This window comes from Arthrobacter sp. K5 (assembly GCF_040448525.1).
In the GTDB taxonomy this organism is placed as follows: Bacteria; Actinomycetota; Actinomycetes; order Actinomycetales; family Micrococcaceae; genus Arthrobacter; species Arthrobacter globiformis.
In genome coordinates, this window is sequence record NZ_CP159279.1 from 3,595,519 (window position 1) to 3,615,143 (window position 19,625).

The 19,625-nt window shown below is 66.9% G+C and carries 15 protein-coding genes; 3 read left to right on the forward strand and 12 right to left on the reverse strand.

What is annotated here, in order from left to right:
- Positions 1–43: 43 nt before the first annotated feature.
- The 9 genes from ABRP34_RS16330 to ABRP34_RS16370 all read right to left on the reverse strand — a co-directional run bounded on the left by ABRP34_RS16330 (position 44) and on the right by ABRP34_RS16370 (position 11,062).
- The gene (locus tag ABRP34_RS16330; RefSeq protein WP_353711001.1) at positions 44–1,453 is read right to left on the reverse strand and encodes an aldehyde dehydrogenase family protein; all 1,410 of its coding nucleotides are present in this window, start codon (positions 1,451–1,453) and stop codon (positions 44–46) included.
- Between the two features lie 134 nt (positions 1,454–1,587).
- Positions 1,588–2,991, reverse strand: a complete 1,404-nt coding sequence (locus ABRP34_RS16335; RefSeq protein WP_003799453.1) for an MFS transporter — start codon at positions 2,989–2,991, stop codon at positions 1,588–1,590.
- A gap of 65 nt (positions 2,992–3,056) precedes the next feature.
- Positions 3,057–4,577, reverse strand: coding sequence for an NAD-dependent succinate-semialdehyde dehydrogenase (locus ABRP34_RS16340; protein ID WP_353711002.1), 1,521 nt, complete (start codon positions 4,575–4,577; stop codon positions 3,057–3,059).
- A gap of 83 nt (positions 4,578–4,660) precedes the next feature.
- Positions 4,661–5,464: an HpcH/HpaI aldolase/citrate lyase family protein gene (locus ABRP34_RS16345; protein ID WP_353711003.1), complete on the reverse strand. Its 804-nt coding sequence runs from the start codon at positions 5,462–5,464 to the stop codon at positions 4,661–4,663.
- A complete protein-coding gene (gene hpaH / locus ABRP34_RS16350) occupies positions 5,449–6,234 on the reverse strand; it encodes a 2-oxo-hept-4-ene-1,7-dioate hydratase (RefSeq protein ID WP_003799448.1) in 786 nt (261 codons plus the stop codon). Before hpaH ends, ABRP34_RS16345 begins: the two co-directional genes overlap by 16 nt.
- Positions 6,235–6,237: 3 nt before the next feature.
- Positions 6,238–7,320 (reverse strand): 3,4-dihydroxyphenylacetate 2,3-dioxygenase, encoded by a 1,083-nt coding sequence (hpaD, locus tag ABRP34_RS16355; protein ID WP_353711004.1) that lies wholly within the window; start codon positions 7,318–7,320, stop codon positions 6,238–6,240.
- Positions 7,321–7,356: 36 nt separating this feature from the next.
- Complete coding sequence (gene hpaE, locus ABRP34_RS16360; RefSeq protein ID WP_353711005.1) at positions 7,357–8,871, reverse strand: 5-carboxymethyl-2-hydroxymuconate semialdehyde dehydrogenase; 1,515 nt, start codon at positions 8,869–8,871, stop codon at positions 7,357–7,359.
- Positions 8,872–8,895: 24 nt separating this feature from the next.
- Positions 8,896–9,603 carry a GntR family transcriptional regulator gene (locus ABRP34_RS16365; RefSeq protein ID WP_353711006.1) on the reverse strand — a complete coding sequence of 236 codons (708 nt, stop codon included), beginning with the start codon at positions 9,601–9,603 and terminating at the stop codon, positions 8,896–8,898.
- A complete protein-coding gene (locus ABRP34_RS16370) occupies positions 9,596–11,062 on the reverse strand; it encodes a fumarylacetoacetate hydrolase family protein (protein WP_353711007.1) in 1,467 nt (488 codons plus the stop codon). Before ABRP34_RS16370 ends, ABRP34_RS16365 begins: the two co-directional genes overlap by 8 nt.
- Positions 11,063–11,286: 224 nt before the next feature.
- Between ABRP34_RS16370 and ABRP34_RS16375 the strand changes: the two genes are divergently transcribed.
- Both ABRP34_RS16375 and ABRP34_RS16380 read left to right on the forward strand, forming a co-directional pair.
- Positions 11,287–13,269 carry an FAD-binding monooxygenase gene (locus tag ABRP34_RS16375; protein ID WP_353711008.1) on the forward strand — a complete coding sequence of 661 codons (1,983 nt, stop codon included), beginning with the start codon at positions 11,287–11,289 and terminating at the stop codon, positions 13,267–13,269.
- Between the two features lie 356 nt (positions 13,270–13,625).
- On the forward strand, positions 13,626–15,122 hold the full coding sequence (locus tag ABRP34_RS16380) for an APC family permease (protein ID WP_353711009.1): 1,497 nt from the start codon (positions 13,626–13,628) through the stop codon (positions 15,120–15,122).
- Here the strand turns inward: ABRP34_RS16380 and ABRP34_RS16385 are convergent.
- Complete coding sequence (locus ABRP34_RS16385; protein WP_353711010.1) at positions 15,078–15,773, reverse strand: AmiS/UreI family transporter; 696 nt, start codon at positions 15,771–15,773, stop codon at positions 15,078–15,080. The genes ABRP34_RS16380 and ABRP34_RS16385 overlap by 45 nt on opposite strands.
- Before the next feature lie 197 nt (positions 15,774–15,970).
- Here ABRP34_RS16385 and gdhA point away from each other — a divergent pair, with 197 nt between their 5' ends.
- The gene (gdhA, locus tag ABRP34_RS16390) at positions 15,971–17,308 is read left to right on the forward strand and encodes an NADP-specific glutamate dehydrogenase (RefSeq protein WP_003799429.1); all 1,338 of its coding nucleotides are present in this window, start codon (positions 15,971–15,973) and stop codon (positions 17,306–17,308) included.
- A gap of 30 nt (positions 17,309–17,338) precedes the next feature.
- On the opposite strand, the gene ABRP34_RS16395 is transcribed toward gdhA, so the two are convergent.
- Both ABRP34_RS16395 and ABRP34_RS16400 read right to left on the reverse strand, forming a co-directional pair.
- Positions 17,339–18,298 carry a helix-turn-helix domain-containing protein gene (locus ABRP34_RS16395; RefSeq protein WP_353711011.1) on the reverse strand — a complete coding sequence of 320 codons (960 nt, stop codon included), beginning with the start codon at positions 18,296–18,298 and terminating at the stop codon, positions 17,339–17,341.
- A 152-nt stretch (positions 18,299–18,450) separates the two neighbouring features.
- Positions 18,451–19,548, reverse strand: a complete 1,098-nt coding sequence (locus ABRP34_RS16400) for a D-TA family PLP-dependent enzyme (RefSeq protein ID WP_353711012.1) — start codon at positions 19,546–19,548, stop codon at positions 18,451–18,453.
- Positions 19,549–19,625: the final 77 nt, after the last annotated feature.

Genomic DNA, 19,625 nt, shown 5'->3' on the forward strand with positions numbered 1-19,625 from the left:
CCGTCGCGGGTGGCGGCGGCCCTTGCTGTTGTGGTGGGTGGGGTTAGTCGTTGATGATCTGGGGGACGCCGAGGGCTTTGAGGCCTTCGACGCCGAATTCGAGGCCGTAGCCGGATTGTTTGGCTCCGCCGAAGGGGATGCGGGGGTCGACGTTGCCGTGTTTGTTGATCCAGACGGTGCCGGCCTGGATGCGGTTGGCGACTTCGCGGGCTGCGGGGAGGTTGGGGGACCAGACGGAGGCGCCGAGTCCGACGTCGAGTCCGTTGGCGTATTCGATGGCCTGGTCGATGGTGCTGTAGCGGATGATGGGCAGGGCGGGGCCGAACTGTTCTTCGGTGACGAGGGGGTTGGTGTTGTCGATGTCGGCGACGAGGGTGGTGGGGTAGAAGTAGCCGGGTTGGCCGGTGTCGGGGTTGCCGCCGAGCAGGATCCGGGCGCCGGATGCGCGGGCTTCTTCGACGAGGTTGGCGACGATGTCGTATTGGGCTTTGTTTTGCAGGGGGCCGAGGACGTTGTTTTCGTCGAGGCCGTTGCCCATGGGCATGGCGGCGGCGACCTTGGTGAGTTCGTCGCAGACGGCGTCGTAGATGTCGGTGTGGACGTAGAGGCGTTTGAGGGCGGCGCAGGTTTGGCCGGTGTTGAGGAACGCGCCCCAGAACAGGCCTTCGGCGATCGCGGCGGGGTCGGCGTCGGGCAGGACGATGCCGGCGTCGTTGCCGCCCAGTTCCAGGGTGAGGCGTTTGATGGTGTCGGCGGAGGATTTGATGATGGCGCGGCCGGCGGCGGTGGAGCCGGTGAACATGATTTTGCCGATGGCGGGGTGTTCGGCGAGGCGGGCGCCGACTTCGCGGTCGCCGGCGATGGCGGTCAGGACGCCGTCGGGGAGTTCGTCGTTGAGGACCTTGATCAGGGCCAGGACGGAGAGGGGGGTCATTTTGGAGGGTTTGACGACGGCGGTGTTGCCCATGCGCAGGGCGGGGGCGATCTGCCAGATGGTGATCATCATGGGCCAGTTCCAGGGGCCGATGGCGCCGACGACGCCGATGGGCTTGTAGTGGAGTTCGGCGTAGGTTTCGCCGTCGTCGACGACGACTTCGGGGGTGAGTTCGGTGGTGGCGGTGGCGCGGAGCCAGGCGGCGCAGGCGCCGACTTCGAAGCGGGCGTTGGGGCCGTTGAGGGGTTTGCCCTGCTCGCGGGAGAGGAGTTGGGCGAGTTCTTCGGCGGAGCGTTCGACGGCGTCGGCGGCTTTGAGCAGCGCCGCGGACCGGCCGTCGTGGCCCAGGGCGGCCCATGCCGGCTGGGCAGCGACCGCGGCGGTTACCGCGGCCTCGAGGTCTTCAACGGTGTGGACCGGCGCCTCGCCGACCGCCCCGCCGGTGGCCGGATCGAAGATAGTCCGGGTCTCGCCGGAGCCGGGGGTGATGGACGCGAGGAGGGCATCGTAGGTTTCCAAGGGGTACTCCACTTCGAGTAGGAAAGTGCGCTCAGCCGGGCGGCGGGCGGGCATACCTAAGTGTTGCCCGCCCGCCGGGCCGCTGGCTTGTCTTTGGGTGCAGACCCCTTGACTTGGGGCGAACTGACTGGCGGTTAGACGTTGGCGGGCTCGGCGGCTGAGTCAGCCGCATCCGCCCGGCGCCGGTCGAAGATCGTGGCACCCACCTCCTGCTCGGCCTGGTTGTTGATGCCCAGGTCGATCCCCCTGCGTTCCCGGATCACCAGGACGGCGGCCGTTGAGACGAGAGCCACAATGAGCAGGTAGAGGGACACGGAGGCTGTTGTGCCGGTGGCCTGGACCAGGGCGGTGGCGATCATGGGGGCGAAAGCTCCGCCGATGATGGCGCCGAGCGCGTAGGAGATCGCGACGCCGGAGAACCTGATGGAGGCGGGGAACAGTTCGCTGTAGAGGGCTGCCTGCGGCCCGTAGGTCAGGCCGAGGCCAACGGTGAACAGTGCGAGGCCAAGGAACAGCGCCCAGATGTTTCCGGTGTTGACCAGCCAGAACAGCGGGAACACCGTGACGATGAGGCAGCCGTAGCCGATGAGGTAGGTCTTCTTGCGGCCAATGCTGTCTGCGAGGTAGCCGGAGACCAGCGTGAAGATGAACCACAGGGCAGCGGAGCCGGTGACTGCGAGGAGCACTTCCGTGCGGTCCATGGCCAGTCCGGCGGGGTTTGCGGCGTAGCTGAGGATGTAGCCGCCGGTGGTCATGTAGCCTGCGGCGTTGTTGCCGGCGAAGACCAGGGCCGCGATGATGACCAGCAGCCAGTGCTTCCTGAACAGTTCGACAACCGGGGTGCGGGTCTGCTGCTTCTTTTGGGCGATCTCCTCGAATACCGGGCTTTCCTCCACGCTGCGTCGGACCATGAAGCCGACGACGATCAGAACGAAGCTGAGCAGAAACGGAATGCGCCAGCCCCACTGCACAAAGGCTGCACCCGGCGAGACCACGCCGGACATCAGTGCCAGGACGCCGGAGGCCAGCAGCATGCCGAGCGGAACGCCGAGCTGGGGGAAGGCCCCGAACAGGCCGCGCTTGCCGCGGGGCGCATGTTCCACCGCCATGAGGACGGCGCCGCCCCATTCGCCGCCGGCCGAAATGCCCTGCAGGATGCGCAGGAGCAGCAGCAGGACGGGCGCCACGACACCGGCGGTCTCGAAGGTCGGCAGCACGCCGATGAGGGTGGTGGCCGCCCCCATCATGATCAGCGTGATGACGAGCATGGCCCGGCGGCCCAGCCGGTCCCCGAAGTGTCCGGCCAGGAAGGCTCCCAGCGGACGGAACAGGAAGCTGAGTCCCACCGAGGCGAAGGAGATCAGGATCCCGATATCGGCCCCGGCGGGTTCGAAGAACAGCTTCGCGAAGACAAGGCCTGCCGCATTGGCGTAGATGAAGAAGTCGTACCACTCGATGGTGGTTCCGATGATGGTGGCGAACGCTACCCGGCGGTTATCCCTCGCCGAGCTGCGCTGCCCGTGCTGGACAGTACTCAATGTTTTTCCTTGCTGTGTGGACACGTCATTGTGTGGAGACGGCGCTGTGCGGATATGTCAGTGCGTCAGTTGGCGTAGGGGTCGGCGATGCCGATGTACTGGGTGGTGGTGTATTCGGCGATGCCTTCGGAGCCGCCTTCGCGGCCGAGTCCGGACTGTTTGACGCCGCCGAAGGGTGCTGCGGCGTTGGAGATGACGCCGGCGTTGAAGCCCACCATGCCGAATTCGATCTGTTCGGCCACGCGCAGGAGGCGGTTGAAGTCGCGGCTGTAGAGGTAGGACGCGAGGCCGTACTCGGAGGCGTTGGCCAGCCGGATGGCGTCTTCTTCGGTGCTGAAGGTGGTGACCGGGGCGACGGGTCCGAAGATTTCCTGGCCCAGGATCGCCGCGTCGTTGGGCACGTCGGCGAGGACGGTGGGCTGGTAGAAGTACCCCGGACCGTCAACCGGCGCTCCGCCGGTGACGGCGGTGGCTCCGGCGTCGACGGCGGCACGCACCAGGGTGTGGACGTCGTCGCGGGCGCCGGCGTCGATCAGGGGGCCGACCTGGGTGCCGGGTTCCGTGCCGCGTCCGGTGGCCAGGGCGCCCATGGCGGCGGCGAACTTGGCGGTGAATTCCTGGGCGACGGATTCGTGGACGAGGAAGCGGTTGGCGGCGGTGCAGGCCTCGCCCATGTTCCGCATCTTGGCGGCCATGGCCCCTTCGACGGCCTTGTCCAGATCGGCGTCTTCGAACACGATGAAGGGTGCGTTGCCGCCGAGTTCCATGGAGGTGCGCAGCACGTTCTGCGCGGCGTCGGCCATGAGCCGCTTGCCCACAGGGGTGGAGCCGGTGAAGGAGACCTTGCGCAGGCGCGGGTCGGCCAGTAGCGGCCCGGAGATCCCGGAAGCGCTGGAGGAGGGGACGACGTTGAGGACGCCGGCGGGCAGCCCGGCGTCGAGCATGGTCTGCGCGAAGTACTGGGCGGTGAGCGGGGTGAGTTTGGCCGGCTTGAGGACCATGGTGCAGCCTGCGGCGATGGCGGGGGCGACCTTGCGGGTGGCCATGGCCAGCGGGAAGTTCCACGGGGTGATGAGCAGGCAGGGCCCGACGGGTTTGTGCTGGACGAGGATCTTGTTCTTGCCCTCGGGGGTGGTGAGGTAGCGGCCGTAGTCGCGGACGGTTTCCTCGGAGAACCAGCGCAGGAACTCCGCGCCGTAGGTCACTTCGCCGCGGGCCTCGGCCAGGGGCTTGCCCATTTCCAGGGTCATCAGCAGGGCGAAGTCCTCGGCGCGTGCGGTGACCAAATCAAAGGCGCGGCGCAGGATCTCCGCCCGAACCCGGGGTGCGGTGCGGGCCCAGGAGGCCTGGGCAGCGTCGGCGGCGTCGAGCGCGGCGAGGGCGTCGTCGCTGGTGGCCGAGGCCAGGGTGGCGAGGACCTCCCCGGTGGCCGGATCGTGGACATCGAACGTGCCGCCGTCGGACGCTTCCCGCCACTGGCCGTTGATGAGCAGTCCGGTGGGCACGGACGCGAGCAGCTCAGCCTCACGGTCGGGCGAGACGGTGGTCGGTGAGAGGGCAGGGGAGAGTACGGGCGAAGTGGTCATGCGGGAGTCTCCTTGGACAAGTGTGTGGGGTCCAGTGGTTGGGTCTGCCGTGGAAGAGGTTTCGGCGGGCCCAACCAGCGGGGTCAGTAGCTGGCCGGTGTTTCGCCGTCGGCGGTCTGGATGTACTCGGCGGCGAGTGCTTCGGAGCCGCGGGCCAGCAGGGCGACGTCGGCGCCCACCAGGATGAAGTCGGCGCCGGCCGCCAGGTAGTGCCGGGCAGTGGCGGGAGCGAAGGCGTTCACGCCGGCGGGTTTGCCGGCCGCTTGTGCGGCGGCGAGGCAGTGTTCGACGGCGGCGCGCACCTCGGGGTGTTCCTGCTGTCCCAGCAGCCCCATGGATGCGGCAAGGTCGGACGGACCCACGAAGATGGCGTCCACGCCGTCGACCTTCAGCATGTCCTCCACCGCTTCAACGGCGGCCGTCGATTCGATCTGGACGGTGACGCTCACCGTTTCAGATGCCCGGGCGAGGTAGTCCGGGACCCGGTTCCAGCGGGCGGCCCGGGCCAGTGCGGAGCCGACACCGCGGACCCCGTGGGGCGGGTAACGGGTGGCAGCCACCGCGGCTTCCGCTTCGGCCACGGAGTTGACCATCGGGACCAGCAGGTTCTGCACTCCGAGGTCCAGGTACTGCTTGATGAGGACGGTGTCGTTCACGGGTGGCCGGACCAGGGTGTGGACCGGGTAGCCGTGGATGGCCTGGAGCTGGGCGAGGATGGATTCAAGTCCGTTGGGGCTGTGCTCGGCGTCCACCAGGAGCCAGTCCAGGCCGGACCCGGCGCAGAGTTCGGCGATGAGCGGGCTGCCGGAGCACACCCACATCCCCGCCAGCGGCCGGTCCGCCGCCGCTAAAGCCTTCCGGAAGGTGCCTTCTACTCGAAGCGGCATGTGACGCTCCCGAGGGGTCCGTAGTCGGCGTGGACGGTGTCGCCCTTGTACACCCAGAGCGGTCGGGTGAAGGAGCCGGCCAGGATGATGTCGCCGGCCTTCATCGAGTCCCCGTGCGCGGCGATCTTGTTGGCCAGCCAGTGCACGCCGTTGGCAGGATGGTCCAGGACACCGGCGGCCACGCCGGTTTCCTCCACGGTCTGGTTCTTGTACAGGATGGCGGAGACCCAGCGGAGGTCGACGGCGTCGGGTTTGACCGGGCGGCCGCCCACCACCATGGCACCCATGGCCGCGTTGTCGGAGATGGTGTCCACGATGGTCCGGCCCTCCATCTCGATCCGGGAATCGAGGATTTCGAGGGCCGGGACCACGTAGTCCGTGGCGTTCAGGACGTCGAAGATGGTGCAGCCCGGGCCCTTGAGCCCGTCCTTGAGGACGAACGCCAGCTCCACCTCCACCCGCGGGTGCGTGTAGCGGTCCCATTCCACCGCGCAGCCGGTTTCCAGCACCATGTCATCGAAGATGGCACCGTAGTCGGGTTCGGTGATGCCGGTGGCCGCCTGCATGGCCTTGGACGTGAGGCCGATCTTGCGCCCCACCAGGGTCCGGCCGGCGTCCTCGTTGCGGCGCCGCCACAGCTGCTGCACCGCGTAGGAGTCCTCCACCGTCATGTCCGGGTAGCGGGCAGTCAGGCGGGGCACCGGGGTGCGGGTCCGGCCGGCTTCCACCAGCTCGTCCGCGATGGCCTCAATCGTCTTCGCGTCCAGCATGGTTTAGACCTGGGCTCCCAGCTTGAAACCTTCAGCGGCCTCGCCGGTTTCATCCTTGCGGGTGTAGGAGAAGCCGTCGGCTCCGACGGTCACGGCCATTTCGGACTTTTCCTCGCGGACGATGACCGGCTGCGGGTTGCCGTCCAGGTCCAGGACCAGGGAGGCCTCGGTGTACCAGGACGGGACCACGGGGTTGCCCCACCAGTCGCGGCGCTGGTTGTCGTGGACGTCCCAGGTGATGGTGGGGTTGTCCGGGTCGCCGGTGTAGTAGTCCTGGGTGTAGATCTCGATGCGGTGGCCGTCCGGGTCCAGGATGTAGAGGTAGAAGGCGTTAGAGACGCCGTGCCGGCCGGGGCCGCGTTCGATCCGGTCGCTGATGCGCAGGGCGCCCATCTTGTCGCAGATCTGGATGATGTTGTGCTTCTCGTGGGTGGCGAAGGCGACGTGGTGCATGCGCGGGCCGTTGCCGCCGGTCAGGGCGGTGTCGTGCACGGTCTGCTTGCGGTGCATCCAGGCGGCGTAGGTGACGCCGTCGGAGTCCTTGATGTCTTCGGAGACGCGGAAGCCGAGGTCCTCCAGGTACGCCCGGCCACGGGGAACGTCCGGGGTGACCTGGTTGAAGTGGTCCAGGCGCACCAGTTCACCGGCGGAGTAGAGGTCGTAGCGCTGGGTGAGGCGCTCCACGTGCTCGGTCTCGTAGAAGAACTCGTAGGGGAAGCCCAGCGGGTCCTCGACGCGGACGGAGTCGCCGATGCCCTTGGTGAAGCCTTCCTTGCGGCGCTCGGTGCGGCAGCCCAGCTCCTTGTAGTACGCCTCGGCGGCATCCACCTCGGCGGGGGACTTCACCCGGTAGGCGAAGGCGGCGACGGCGGCGATGGGTCCCTGGCGGAGTACCAGGTTGTGGTGGATGAACTCCTCCAGGGAGCGGAGGTAGATGGTGTTGTCATCCTCTTCGGTGACGTGCAGGCCCAGGACGTCCACGTAGAACTCGCGCGACTTGGCGAGGTCGGTGACCACGATTTCCATGTAGGCGCAGCGGACGATATCCGGTGCCGGGACAGAGGGGGTGGGAACGAAGTTGGTCATGATGTTCTCTCTTCTTTGAAAGGGGGTGGCTGGCGCTTAGGCGCCGAACTTGGGGGTGTGGACAGCGCCGAGCGTGATGTGCACGGCCTGCTGGTCGGTGTAGAAATCGATGGAGCGGTAACCGCCCTCGTGGCCCAGGCCGGAGGCCTTGACCCCGCCGAACGGGGTGCGGAGGTCTCGGACGTTGTGGCTGTTCAGCCACACCATGCCGGCTTCCATGTTCTGCGAGAAGTTGTGGGCACGGGTCAGGTTCTGGGTCCAGATGTAGGCCGCCAGGCCGTACTTGGTGTTGTTGGCCAGGGCGAGGGCCTCGTCGTCGTTCTCAAACGGGGTAATGGCGACCACAGGACCGAAGATCTCCTCCTGGAAGATCCGGGCGTCGGGGGAGACATCGGCGAAAACGGTGGGGGCGATGTAGTTGCCCTCTGGCAGTCCGTCAGGCCGTCCGCCGCCGGCCAGCAGCCGGCCTTCGGACTTGCCGATCTCCACGTAGGAGGCCACCTTCTCGTAGTGTTCCGGGTGCACCAGGGCACCCACCTGGGTCTTGGGGTCGTGCGGGTCCCCGACGACGATGTTCTTGGCCCGGGCGGCGTACTTCTCGCAGAACTCGTCGTAGATGGCGCGTTCCACCAGGATGCGGGAGCCGGCAGTGCAGCGTTCGCCGTTGAGGGAGAAGACGCCGAACAGCGCGGAGTCAATCGCGGCGTCCAGGTCCGCGTCGGCAAACACGACGCAGGGGGACTTGCCGCCGAGCTCCATGGAGAGGCCCTTGAGGTTGGCTGCGGCGTTGCGGAAGATGGTCTGGCCCGTGGTGGTCTCGCCGGTGAAGGAGATCAGCGGGACGTCAGGGTGCTTGACCAGGGCGTCGCCGGCTTCCTCGCCCAGGCCGTTGACCAGGTTGAAGACGCCGTCCGGCAGGCCTGCTTCCTTGAAGATGGTGGCCCAGAGCGATGCGGACAGCGGGGTGAATTCGGCCGGCTTGAGGACCACGGTGTTGCCGGTGGCCAGGGCGGGCGCCAGCTTCCAGGACTCCAGCATGAAGGGGGTGTTCCACGGGGTGATAAGCCCGGCGACGCCGATCGGCTTGCGGTTCACATAGTTGATCTGCGAGCCGGGGACCTTCATGGCGTCGTCGAACTGGGCCACGATCAGGTCCGCGAAGAAGCGGAAGTTCTCGGCCGCGCGCAGGGCCTGGCCCTTGGCCTGGGTGATGGGCAGGCCGGTGTCGAAGGTTTCCAGTTCGGCGAGCCGGGCTTCCTGGGCCTCAACGGCGTCGGCGATTTTGTTCAGGACGCGGGCGCGCTCGCGCGGCTTCATCTTGGGCCAGGGGCCGCTGGTGAAGGCTTCGCGGGCGGCGGCGACAGCGAGGTCGATGTCTTCCTTCTGGCCGGCGGCGGCGGTGGCGTAGTTCTGGTTGGAGACCGGGTCCAGGACGTCGAAGGTCTTCCCGCCCACGGAGTCAACGAACTTGCCGTTGATGAAGTGCTGGATATGGGTGGGCAGGTTCTCTGGGACGTAGTGCTTTGCTGCTGTTTCTACAGGGGTCGTCATCGTTGAGGTCCTAACTGTGTGGTCTTAAGGAGTGTTGTCTTGGGGGTTGGTTTGGGAGAGGTAGGCGTCGAGGGTGGCGCTGCGGTGGAGCCGTGCTGCTTTTTCGATGGTGTCGGCGTCGGCGCCGGTTTCAATGAGCTTCAGCAGGGCCTCGTGTTCGTCCACGGACTCGTGGGCCCGGCCAGGAACAAAGCGGAACGTTGAGGACCGCAGTGATGCCAGCCGGTTCCAGCCGCGGTGGACCAGGTCCAGAATGTGCGGGTTGGGGCAGTGCTCGAACAGGACGCTGTGGAAGTCCTGGTTGAGCCGGGTGAAACGGACGGGGTCGAAGTGCTGCAGGCATTCCCGCATCTCGGCGTTCACGGCGCGGGCCCGGGCAATGTCCGCTTCGCCGACCAGCGGCGCGGACAGCGCCGTGGCCGCACCCTCCACGATGCTCAGGGTCTGCATCGTGTAGAGGTATTCGGTGGGGTCGATGCCGGCCACGGTGGCTCCGACGTTGCGTTCGAACTTCACCAGGTTTTCGGCCTCGAGCCGGCGGATGGCTTCCCGGACCGGGACCACGCTGAAGCCGAGGTCCTTGGCGATGGCGGCCAGAACCAGCCGGTAGCCGGGCGTGTAGGTGCCTTCCACGATCCGCGCCTTGATGGCCTGGTAGGCCTGCTCGGACTTGCTGCCGGTGGTGCCGTCAGCAATGGTCGCTGCGGCGGGGGCGGTCGCCGTTTCAGTCATTGGCTTTGCCTGCTTCCCACTCTTCGTACCTGGTGCGCCATTCCTCGTTGAGCGGGTAGAGTCCGTCCACGCTGTGGCCCTGCTGCACCATTTCGGCGATGAAAACCTCTTCGCGTTCCTGGGCGATGGAGTCGTTGGCGACGTCCTCGGCCAGGGCCGGCGGGATCACCAGGATGCCGTCCGAGTCAGCCACGATGATGTCCCCGGGCTGCACCGTGGTGCCGCCGCAGGCGATGGTGATGTCGGTGTCCCACGGGATGTGGCGGCGGCCCAGCACGGCGGGGTGCGGGTTGGAGTAGTAGGTGGGCAGCTCCATGGCGGCCACGGCGGAGAAATCGCGGACCCCGCCGTCGGTAATGATGGCTGCGGCGCCGCGGACCTGGGCGCGCAGGGCCAGGATGTCGCCGATGGTCCCGGTGCCCTTCTCGCCGCGGGCTTCCATGACCAGGATTTCGCCTTCGTTGACGGAGTCGATGGCGCGTTTCTGCGCATTGAAGCCGCCGCCGTGGGTCTTGAAGAGGTCCTCACGGTTGGGCACGTAGCGCAGGGTCCGTGCCAGGCCGACTACCTTGCGGTCCGGGCGGGTGGCGGTGAGGCCGTCGATGCTGACGTTGTTAAGGCCGCGCTTGCGCAGTTGGGAGGACAGTGTGGCGGTGCAGACGCTCTCCAGCTTGGCCTTGAGCTCCGGGCTCAGTGCAGATAGTGTGGCGGGAAGGCCGGCGGCTTCCCGCGATCCGTAGGCCTCCTCCCGCTGCAGGTCATCGGCCTTGGGCCGGGCACCAAAGTCAGCGAACGCCGTCGTGCCTTCCTTGACTGTGGTGGTGAGGCGGCCGGTGCTCAGCCCGCCGTCGGCGGTACTGACTTCCACCTCCAGCACGTCGCCGGGCACGGCGACGGAGGCGCCGGCCGGTGTGCCGGTGAGGATGATGTCCCCCTCCTCGAGGGTGAGCAGCTGGGACAGGTCCGCCACGAGCCGGGCGAACGGGAAGAGCAGGTCTTCGGTGGTGTCGTCCTGCACCAGTTCCCCGTTGTGCCAGGTCCGGATGCGCAGGTTGGCGGGGTCGACGGCGTCTGCCGCAATCAGTGCCGGGCCCACCGGGGTGAAGCCGTCGCCGCCCTTGGACCGGAGGTTGGAGCCCTTGTCGGCGTAGCGGAGGTCGTACACGCCGAGGTCGTTGCTGGCCGTGACCGCGGCAACGTGGCTCCAGGCGTCTTCGGGCTCGACGCGGCGGGCCGCCTTGCCGATGATGATCGCGATCTCGCCCTCAAAGCCGAGCAGTTCGCAGCCGGCCGGGCGTTCGACGGCGGTGCCGCTCAGGGAAAGCGAGGACGACGGCTTCAGGAAGTAGGAGGGCTGCGCCGGCGTCCGGCCGCGCTGGGCGGCACGGCTGGGGTAGTTGATGTGCACCGCGATCACCTTGCGTGCTGCTGCCAGGGTGTCGTCGTTGACCTGCTCCAAAGCGTTCTCCTCATCAGGTACGAAATCGTATACGAAACATACTGGACGCTGCCGGTGGCTGCGTCAACCCCTGATTTTCGGGGGAGGGGAAGCTGCTTGTAACGCGGGTCATATGTGACGTACAGTACTGAAGCATAACCACATTTCTATTATCGAACCATCTGTTCCAATATAGAACACAAGATTTGGCGAAAGCCAGCCACACAGTGAAGTGAGGAAAGCCCGTGCAGTTCCACCACCACGGTTACGTTTCCGGTGACCCGCGCATCCAGCCGGCCGCCGGCGTCGGCATCAACCGCCCCGAAGAGCTGCCCGACGAGGTCGACGTGCTCATCGTGGGCTCCGGCCCCGCAGGCATGCTCGCAGCCGCCCAGCTCTCCCAGTTCCCGGACATCACCACGCGCATTGTGGAGCGCCGCGGCGGCCGCCTCGCCATCGGCCAGGCCGACGGCATCCAGGCCCGCAGTGTCGAGACGTTCCAGGCGTTCGGTTTCGCCGAGGAGATCACCGCGGAGGCCTACCGGATCACCGAAATGGCGTTCTGGAAGCCGAGTCCGGAGAACCCGAAGCACATCGTCCGCGCCGCCCGGGCGGTCGACGACGAGATGGGCATCAGCGAATTCCCGCACCTGATCGTCAACCAGGCCCGGGTGCTGGACTACTTCGCCAGGGTCATGGCCTTTTCCCCGACCCGCATGACCCCCGACTATGGCTACGAATTCAGCAGCCTCGACGTCGCGGAGACGGGGGAGTGCCCGGTCAGCGTGACCCTGGTCCACACAACCGGTGAGCTGGCGGGCCAGGAACGTGTTGTGCGCGCCAAATACGTCGTGGGTGCTGACGGTGCGCGCAGCAAGGTCCGCGAATCGATTGGCTGCACGCTCGCCGGCGACCAGGCCAACCACGCCTGGGGCGTCATGGACGTCCTCGCATCCACCGACTTTCCGGACATCCGCACCAAATGCGCCATCCAGTCCCACGACGGCGGCAGCATCCTGCTGATCCCGCGCGAGGGAGGCCACCTGTTCCGCATGTACGTCGACCTCGGCGTCGTGCCGGAGAACGACAACGGTGCCATCCGCAAGACCACCATCGAGCAGATCATCGCCCACGCGAACCAGATCCTGCAGCCCTACACGCTCGACGTCCGCAACGTCGCCTGGCACAGCGTGTACGAGGTTGGCCACCGCCTCACCGACAGGTTCGACGACGTTCTCCCGGAGCAGCGGGACACCCGCACGCCGCGCGTGTTCATCACCGGCGACGCCTGCCACACGCACAGCGCCAAGGCAGGCCAGGGCATGAACGTGTCCATGCAGGACGGCTTCAACATCGGCTGGAAGCTTGGCCACGTGCTGGAGGGCCGCAGCCCGGAGTCGCTGCTGGCCACGTACTCCGCCGAGCGCCAGATCGTCGCGAAAAACCTGATCGATTTCGACAAGGAATGGTCCACCCTGATGGCCAAGAAGCCCGAGGAGTTCGAGGACCCCTCCGAGCTTGAGGACTTCTACGTGCGCACTGCCGAATTCCCGGCCGGCTTCATGACCGAGTACGCGCCGTCGATGATCGTCGCCGAGGCGAAGCATGCCGGGCTGGCCACGGGCTTTCCCACCGGCAAGCGCTTTAAGTCCGCCCCCGTGCAGCGCGTCTGCGACACCAACCCGCTGCACCTGGGGCACCAGGCTACGGCCGATGGCCGCTGGCGCATCTACGTGTTCGCCGACCCCGCCGAAGCCGGAGCCGCGTCGCCGACCACTGACTTCGCGCACTGGCTGGAGAACTCTCCGGAGTCGCCGCTCGCGGCCACGCCGGAGGGTGCCGACGCCGACGCCTGGTTCGACGTGAAGGTCATTTACCAGCAGGACCACAGGGGCATCGACATCAACGCCGTCCCGGCCGTGTTCAAGCCGGAGGTCGGGCCGTTCAAGCTCACCAACCTCGAGAAGGTCTACGGCACCGACCCGAAGGCCGACATCTTCGAGCTTCGAGGCCTCGACCGCGGCGGCGTCGTGGTGGTGGTCCGCCCGGACCAGTACGTGGCGAACGTCCTGCCGCTGACCGCGACGGCGGAGCTCGGGGCGTTCTTTGCGCCCCTCCTGCCGGCCCGCCGTGCCGAGCCGGTCCTGGCCGAAGGGCATCAGGCCGAGCCGGTTCAGACCGAGGGGCTTCAGTCCGCCGGCACGGGGCTGGTCGCCAACCTGGTGTAGGAGCCGGTCTGCCGGGGGCGCAGCAGCCTCGCCGGCAGGCCTCTCACTCCGTCGGAACAACAGAGTCCGGGTCCCTTTGCGGCAAGGGATCCGGACTTTCTTGTTTCCGGGTGCGCATTGTTCCCGGGACCCGCCTCAGCCGAGCCCGCGGCCCGCGGCAGCAGCCTCCTTGACCGCGCGCTGCAGCCGCGGGACCCTCTGAATAAAGCCTGCGCCAGCCGACCAGTGCGCTGAGGCACAACAACTGATCGCTGCCAGACAAGCCCCATCCGACCGGGACTGCCAAGCTGGATGTAGCGGTGCGAGGCCATTGCCGGCACCCCTCTCCAACGCTCATGACCGTTAAGAAGGATCCAATGAGTATTTCAAATTCCGAGTCCCGGACTGCAGAAGCAAATCCGCGCAAGGAGCAGTCCACCGCCCTCCGCGCGGGCAGCATCGGCGTCCTGGGCATTCTCTTTTTCGTTCTTTCCGCCCAGGCCCCGCTGACCGGCATCGTCGGCGCAGCGCCCCTGGCTGCTGCCCTCGGCAATGGCGCCGGGGCGCCGGGCGCGTATCTCGTCGTGGGCATCGTCATTGTCATCTTCGCCGTCGGCTTCGTGGCGATGAGCCGGAAGGTGCAGGCCAGCGGCGCCTTCTACGCCTATATCTCCGCTGCCTTCGGCCGAAAGACAGGCACGGGAGCTGCCTGGCTGGCACTGCTGGCGTACAGCACGGTGCAGGCCGCCATGTACGGGCTCTATGGTGCGGCCTTCTCCGGCCTGCTGGGTTCCGCCGGCGTGGCCGTTCCCTGGTGGCTGCTCGCCATTGCCACCATGGCAGGCGTGCAGGTGCTTGGCTCGATGAACATTGAACTCGGCGCCCGCGTCCTGGCCTTCCTTGTGGGCCTGGAAGTGGCGATTCTGCTGCTGTTCGGATTCACCGTCCTGCTGAAGGGTGGAGGCCCCGAAGGCCTCAACATGGCAGCCTCGTTCTCCCCTGAAGCGATCGCCAGCGGCGCGCCAGGCGTTGCCATCATGTTCGCCGTTGCATCCATGTTCGGTTTCGAGTCAACGGCCATCTACTCCGCCGAGGCGAAGGATCCGCACCGGACGGTGGCACGGGCAACGTACCTCTCCGTGGGCATCATCGCCGTGTTTTTCGCCTTCATCACGTGGATGCTCGTGAGCTTCTACGGGCCCTCGCACGTCATCGATGCCGCCGGAGCTGCCCTGGAGTCGGGAGACGCGACCTCCTTCGTGATCGGGCCGCTTGTTGAGCTGTTCGGCCCGTGGGCCGGTCTGACTGCGGGAATCCTCCTGGTGACGTCCCTGCTGGCCGGCATCATCGCCTTCCACAACGGCATCAACCGCTACCTCCACTCGCTGGCCCTGCGTGGTTCCCTGCCCGCTGTCCTGGCGCGGACCAACAATCACAGAGCCCCTGCGTCCGCCGCCTGGATCCAGACAAGTGTCGCCGTGCTGCTGGTGGCCCCGTTCGCGGTACTGGGGATGGATCCGGTCCTGACGCTCTTCTCGTGGTTCAGCGGACTCGCCGTTGCAGCGCTGCTGGTGCTGTACATGCTCTGCTCCCTGGCCGTCGTCGCATTCTTCCGGCGTGAACGGGAGCCGGGGCAACTCTGGCAGACCCTCATTGCACCGGCCCTTGCTTCGCTGCTGCTGGCCTGGGTCCTGTACCTGGTGGTCAGCAACTTCACCTCCCTGATCGGCGGCAGCGCCGAAACGGCCGTGGGGCTGCTGGTAGCCGTCCCCGTGATGTTCGTCGCCGGAGTGGTGGCGGAAATCGCGGTGGAAAAGCGCGGCCGCGCCTCAAATTCCGCGTTTGCCGATGAGGCTGCCGCCACCGCCGACTAACGGCTCATTGGAGACGACGACGGCGGGCCGGCGGTTCCGCCTGCCGTCCCGCCTGGCCATGCCGCCGGCGAGCAAAAGCAACGCGGCGATGCACGCCGCGGCCCCGCCGGCCGTTGCGGGGTCTTCGGGCCATTTCCCGGAGATCCCGAGAAGGGCAGGCACCGTAGCTGTCGCCTGGCTGGCCAGAACCAGGGACCAGCCGATCAGCGGCGACAGCCGGCTATAGTCCAGGGCCAGCGAGAAGAAGAAGAGCATCCACAGGTAGGACCAGCAGAGCCACAGCACTGCCAGGAGCGGGTCCTCAGGGAACCAGGCCGCGGCGAGCAGCAGGCCGCACCCGGCCACCATGCCGCAGAACCAACCGAGGCCCCTGGACCCGAGCCCCAGTAGGAAATCCAGGCCAACGTAGACGTAGGTCAGGCCGAACAGGAACATGCCGGACGCCGAAAGCAGCAGCTGCACGCCGCCGTCGGCGTCCGGAGCCGTGCTGTCCAAACGAACGTTGCCCAAGTAGGTGATGCCCAAGAGCAGCTGGAGGCTGCCGATGACCAGGCTCAGCACGGCTGCATCCCGGCGCGGGAGGGCTCCTAGGGTGGCGAGTCCGTTGATCAGCAGCGCGGCGCCCGAGAGGAGGAGGCACACATACGCCATCAGGCGGCCATCAGGGAGCAGGTCATCGTGAACACACCTCTCATAATGCGGAATTTTACTGTCACAATACGGAGAATAAGGGATAACACCCAGGCCGCCTACCTGGCTGTGGTCTTAATCGGTTAGGTTGAAAGCTCAACTATAAGGCGGCGGACTTCATGCTTTCCGACCGTCGGCAGCCGACGTAAGGAAGATTCATGGATGCACGGCTGGAGGCCGTCAGGGACACGGTACTGGCGCGGAACCCGGGCGAAGCTGAGTTCCACCAGGCGGTGGTCGAGGTATTCGAAAGCCTCGGCCCGGTCCACGACCGGCACCCCGAATTCCTGGAAGCCGCCATCCTGGAACGGCTTTGCGAGCCCGAGCGGCAGATCATCTTCCGGGTGCCGTGGACCGACGACTCCGGCCGGGTCCAGATCAACCGCGGCTTCCGCGTGGAGTTCAATTCGGCGCTCGGCCCCTACAAGGGCGGCCTCCGGTTCCACCCCTCCGTTTACCTCGGGATTGTGAAATTCCTCGGCTTCGAGCAGATCTTCAAGAACGCGCTCACCGGCATGCCCATTGGCGGCGGCAAGGGCGGTTCCGACTTCGACCCCCGGGGCCGCAGTGATGCCGAAGTCATGCGGTTCTGCCAGTCGTTTATGACCGAGCTCTACCGGCACATCGGCGAATACACCGACGTGCCGGCCGGTGACATCGGCGTGGGCGGCCGCGAAATCGGCTATCTGTTCGGCCAGTACAAGCGCATCACCAACCGTTACGAATCGGGAGTCCTGACCGGTAAGGGTATCTCCTGGGGCGGCTCTTTGGTGCGGCCCGAAGCCACCGGCTTCGGCACGGTGATCTTCACCGAAGAGATGCTCAAGACCCGCGGCTCATCCTTCGACGGGCAGCGCGTGGTGGTTTCTGGCTCCGGCAACGTGGCCATCAACGCCATCGCCAAGGCCCAGGCGCTCGGAGCCACCGTGGTGGCCTGCTCCGATTCCTCCGGCTACGTGGTCGATGAGGCGGGAATCGACGTCGGGCTTCTCCGCCAGGTCAAGGAAGTGGAGCGCGGACGCCTCAAGGATTATGTCCTCCGCCGTTCCGGCGTTTCCTACGTGGAGGCTGGCTGCGTCTGGGACGTCGACGCCACTGTCGCGCTGCCGTGCGCCACGCAGAACGAGCTCGACGGCGGTGCCGCCGCGCGGCTGGTCCGCAACGGACTGCTGGCTGTCGGCGAAGGCGCCAACATGCCCTCCACCCGCGACGCCGTGGCAGTGTTCCAGGAGGCGGGCGTGCTGTTCGGGCCCGGCAAGGCCGCCAACGCCGGAGGTGTGGCCACGTCGGCGCTCGAGATGCAGCAAAACGCGAGCCGTGACTCATGGTCCTTCGAACACACTGAACAGCGCCTCACGGACATCATGGTGGGAATCCATCACCGCTGCGCGTCCACCGCGGACGAATACGGCGAACCTGGCAACTACGTGCTGGGCGCGAACATCGGCGGCTTCGTCAAGGTGGCAGACGCGATGCTCGCGCAGGGTTTGATCTAGGCGCTGTGCCGGTTCAGGGGCTGTGCCGGTTCAGGCGCCGCGCCGCCAGTCGCTGGGTGATTCGCCGAAGGCGTCCCGGAACGTCCGGCTGAAGTGCGCCGCGTCCAGAAAGCCCCACCGTGCTGCCACGGCTCCCACGGAGGTGCCGGAGTGCAGCGGGTCCCTGAGGTCCCGGCGGACCCGCTCCAGCCGGCGGCTCCGGATCCAGCTGGCAACCGTGCTGCCGGACTCGTGGAAGACGTTGTGGAGATGGCGGGTCGAAATAAAGTGCGCCGCGGCAATGCTGGCCGGTGACAGCTGCGGGTCGGCGAGGTTCGCCTCGATGTAGTCACGGACCGACGTCGCCAGCAGAGCCTGGGGCTTCATGCTGTCCGCAGCCAGATCCAGTTCCGAATGGAGCATGGTGGAAACGAGGTCCAGGGTGTTGGCCGCAAGCCGCGAGCCGCTCGGCCCGCTGAGTGCCTCCAGGTTGCCGGCGAGCTGCGTGATGAACGGCCCCACAATGCCCGCCAGTCCCGACCCGCCGGCCAGGCGGACGGCCGACAGCTGCCCTACATAGTCGGGCGGCAGCGACAGGGAATCGTGCGGGAACATGACCACCATCATGCGGGCCTGCTCCTCGAATGCGAGCGTGTACGGGCGGTTGGTGTCATAGATGGCCAGGTCGCCGGGGCGGAGCACTGCCTCGCGGTTGTCCTGGATGAGGAGCCCGGTACCCTCCAGCTGCAGGTTGAGCTTGAAATAGCGCTGGTCGGACTGCGCCAAAAGTGCCGGTGTGCGGTGGACGCTGTGGCCCGAGGCCGAGACTTCCACGATGCACGTGCGGTCCAGCACCCTGGAGCGCATGCGGCCGCGGAACAGCTCGGGCCGGTCCGTTTCGGCGGACAGCGGCACGAAGGACTGCGCTACGAGGTGTCTCCAGTGGTCAAAGGAGGTGGCCACGCTGGAGGTGAGGGTCTGGTCCGCGGGGCGGATGGTGGCTGCTGGCATGAACGTTCCTGACGCCGGTCGGCTGTCTTGTGGCGGGTCCCCAACACTGTGTCCTGGGACACAGTCATTTCAGGTTAGCGGCGAAATTCCGCCCTGTCATCTTTTTTCAACATGTGGCGAAAAAAGATTCCGGGAAGCACAGCGGTCGGCCCCTACTTGTTCTTGCCCCGGGCTGCCACCACCCAGCGGTCCACGAGCGCGCCGCCGCTGACCACTGCGACGTCATCCACCAGGTTCATTGCGAGGCACACGTGGTTGGGGATAACGCGCAGCCGGTGCCCGATGGCGGGCGCGGTCCCGGGATCGGGCCACTCGACAGTTGCGTGGTGCTCGGACAGTGCGGTGATCCGGGCGTCGGGGTGGTCCATCAGCCGTCCGAAGCCGCTTGCCCACGCGGGCCGGTCGCTGCCGAGAACCTTGCTGCCGGCGTCGATGATGAAACGCGCCGGTCCGTCCGCGGGGGTGGCATGGTGGCTGACCACGGTGGCCGCCACCGTCAGTGCGATGTCCTCGGCGGCGCACCGCCCAAGCTCCAGCTGCTGGGCATCGCCAAAGACGTAGACGCCCGGGCGCACCTCGGTGGCAGCCGAATTCCCGGTCAGCATCGCCGTCGGGGTGGATCCGCCGCTGCGGCAGGTGATGTCGAATCCTGCCGCCACAAGAACCTCGGACGCCCGGTTCAGGGCCTGCTGCTCCTGCCTGGCCGCTTCGACCGGCATGCCCGGCGCGTAGCTGTGTCCCGGGAAGGTGAACACTCCCGCGACTTCCAGTCCAGCGCGCGCTGCTGCTTCGGCAACCGGTACGACGGCTTCCGGGTGGACGCCGCTGCGGTGGTGGCCGCTGTCGACCTCCACGAGGACGCTAGTGCTCCCCGCGGCACCTCCCAGGCCGGATCCCAGTGCCGTTGCGCCCTCCACGGAGTCCACGCCGACGGCGATCCGCGCAGTCTGCGACAGGCGCCGCAGCCGCTCGGCCTTTTGCGGGGACATCCAGAGGGGGTAGGCGATGAAGAGATCGCCGACGCCGCCGGCGGCGAACACCTCAGCTTCGCCGATGGTTGCCACCGTCAGCCCGGAGGCTCCGGCTGCGATCTGGCGGACGGCTATTTGGGGAATCTTGTGCGTTTTCGCATGCGGCCGCAGGCTTAGGCCGCGTGCCCGGACGGCTGACGCCATCCGCTCGATGTTTCTGTCGAGAATGTCGACGTCAATCATGAGCTCCGGCGTATCGATTTCCTGCGGGATGGTCACTGCCGGCGTCTCCTGGCTGTAGGTCGGTTTCCGCGGTCCGGGTCGGTCCGCGATGCGTGGGTCCTGAGGCTAGCGGG

Bases quoted from the DNA above. Each gene is read 5' to 3' on its own strand.
- gdhA (WP_003799429.1), top strand. From the start codon at position 15,971: ATGGATGCACGGCTGGAGGCCGTCAGGGACACGGTACTGGCGCGGAAC.
- ABRP34_RS16380 (WP_353711009.1), top strand. From the start codon at position 13,626: ATGAGTATTTCAAATTCCGAGTCCCGGACTGCAGAAGCAAATCCGCGC.
- ABRP34_RS16395 (WP_353711011.1), bottom strand. From the start codon at position 18,298: ATGCCAGCAGCCACCATCCGCCCCGCGGACCAGACCCTCACCTCCAGC.
- hpaH (WP_003799448.1), bottom strand. From the start codon at position 6,234: ATGCTGGACGCGAAGACGATTGAGGCCATCGCGGACGAGCTGGTGGAA.
- ABRP34_RS16385 (WP_353711010.1), bottom strand. From the start codon at position 15,773: ATGGCGTATGTGTGCCTCCTCCTCTCGGGCGCCGCGCTGCTGATCAAC.
- ABRP34_RS16340 (WP_353711002.1), bottom strand. From the start codon at position 4,577: ATGACCACTTCGCCCGTACTCTCCCCTGCCCTCTCACCGACCACCGTC.
- hpaE (WP_353711005.1), bottom strand. From the start codon at position 8,871: ATGACGACCCCTGTAGAAACAGCAGCAAAGCACTACGTCCCAGAGAAC.
- ABRP34_RS16345 (WP_353711003.1), bottom strand. From the start codon at position 5,464: ATGCCGCTTCGAGTAGAAGGCACCTTCCGGAAGGCTTTAGCGGCGGCG.
- ABRP34_RS16365 (WP_353711006.1), bottom strand. From the start codon at position 9,603: ATGACTGAAACGGCGACCGCCCCCGCCGCAGCGACCATTGCTGACGGC.
- hpaD (WP_353711004.1), bottom strand. From the start codon at position 7,320: ATGACCAACTTCGTTCCCACCCCCTCTGTCCCGGCACCGGATATCGTC.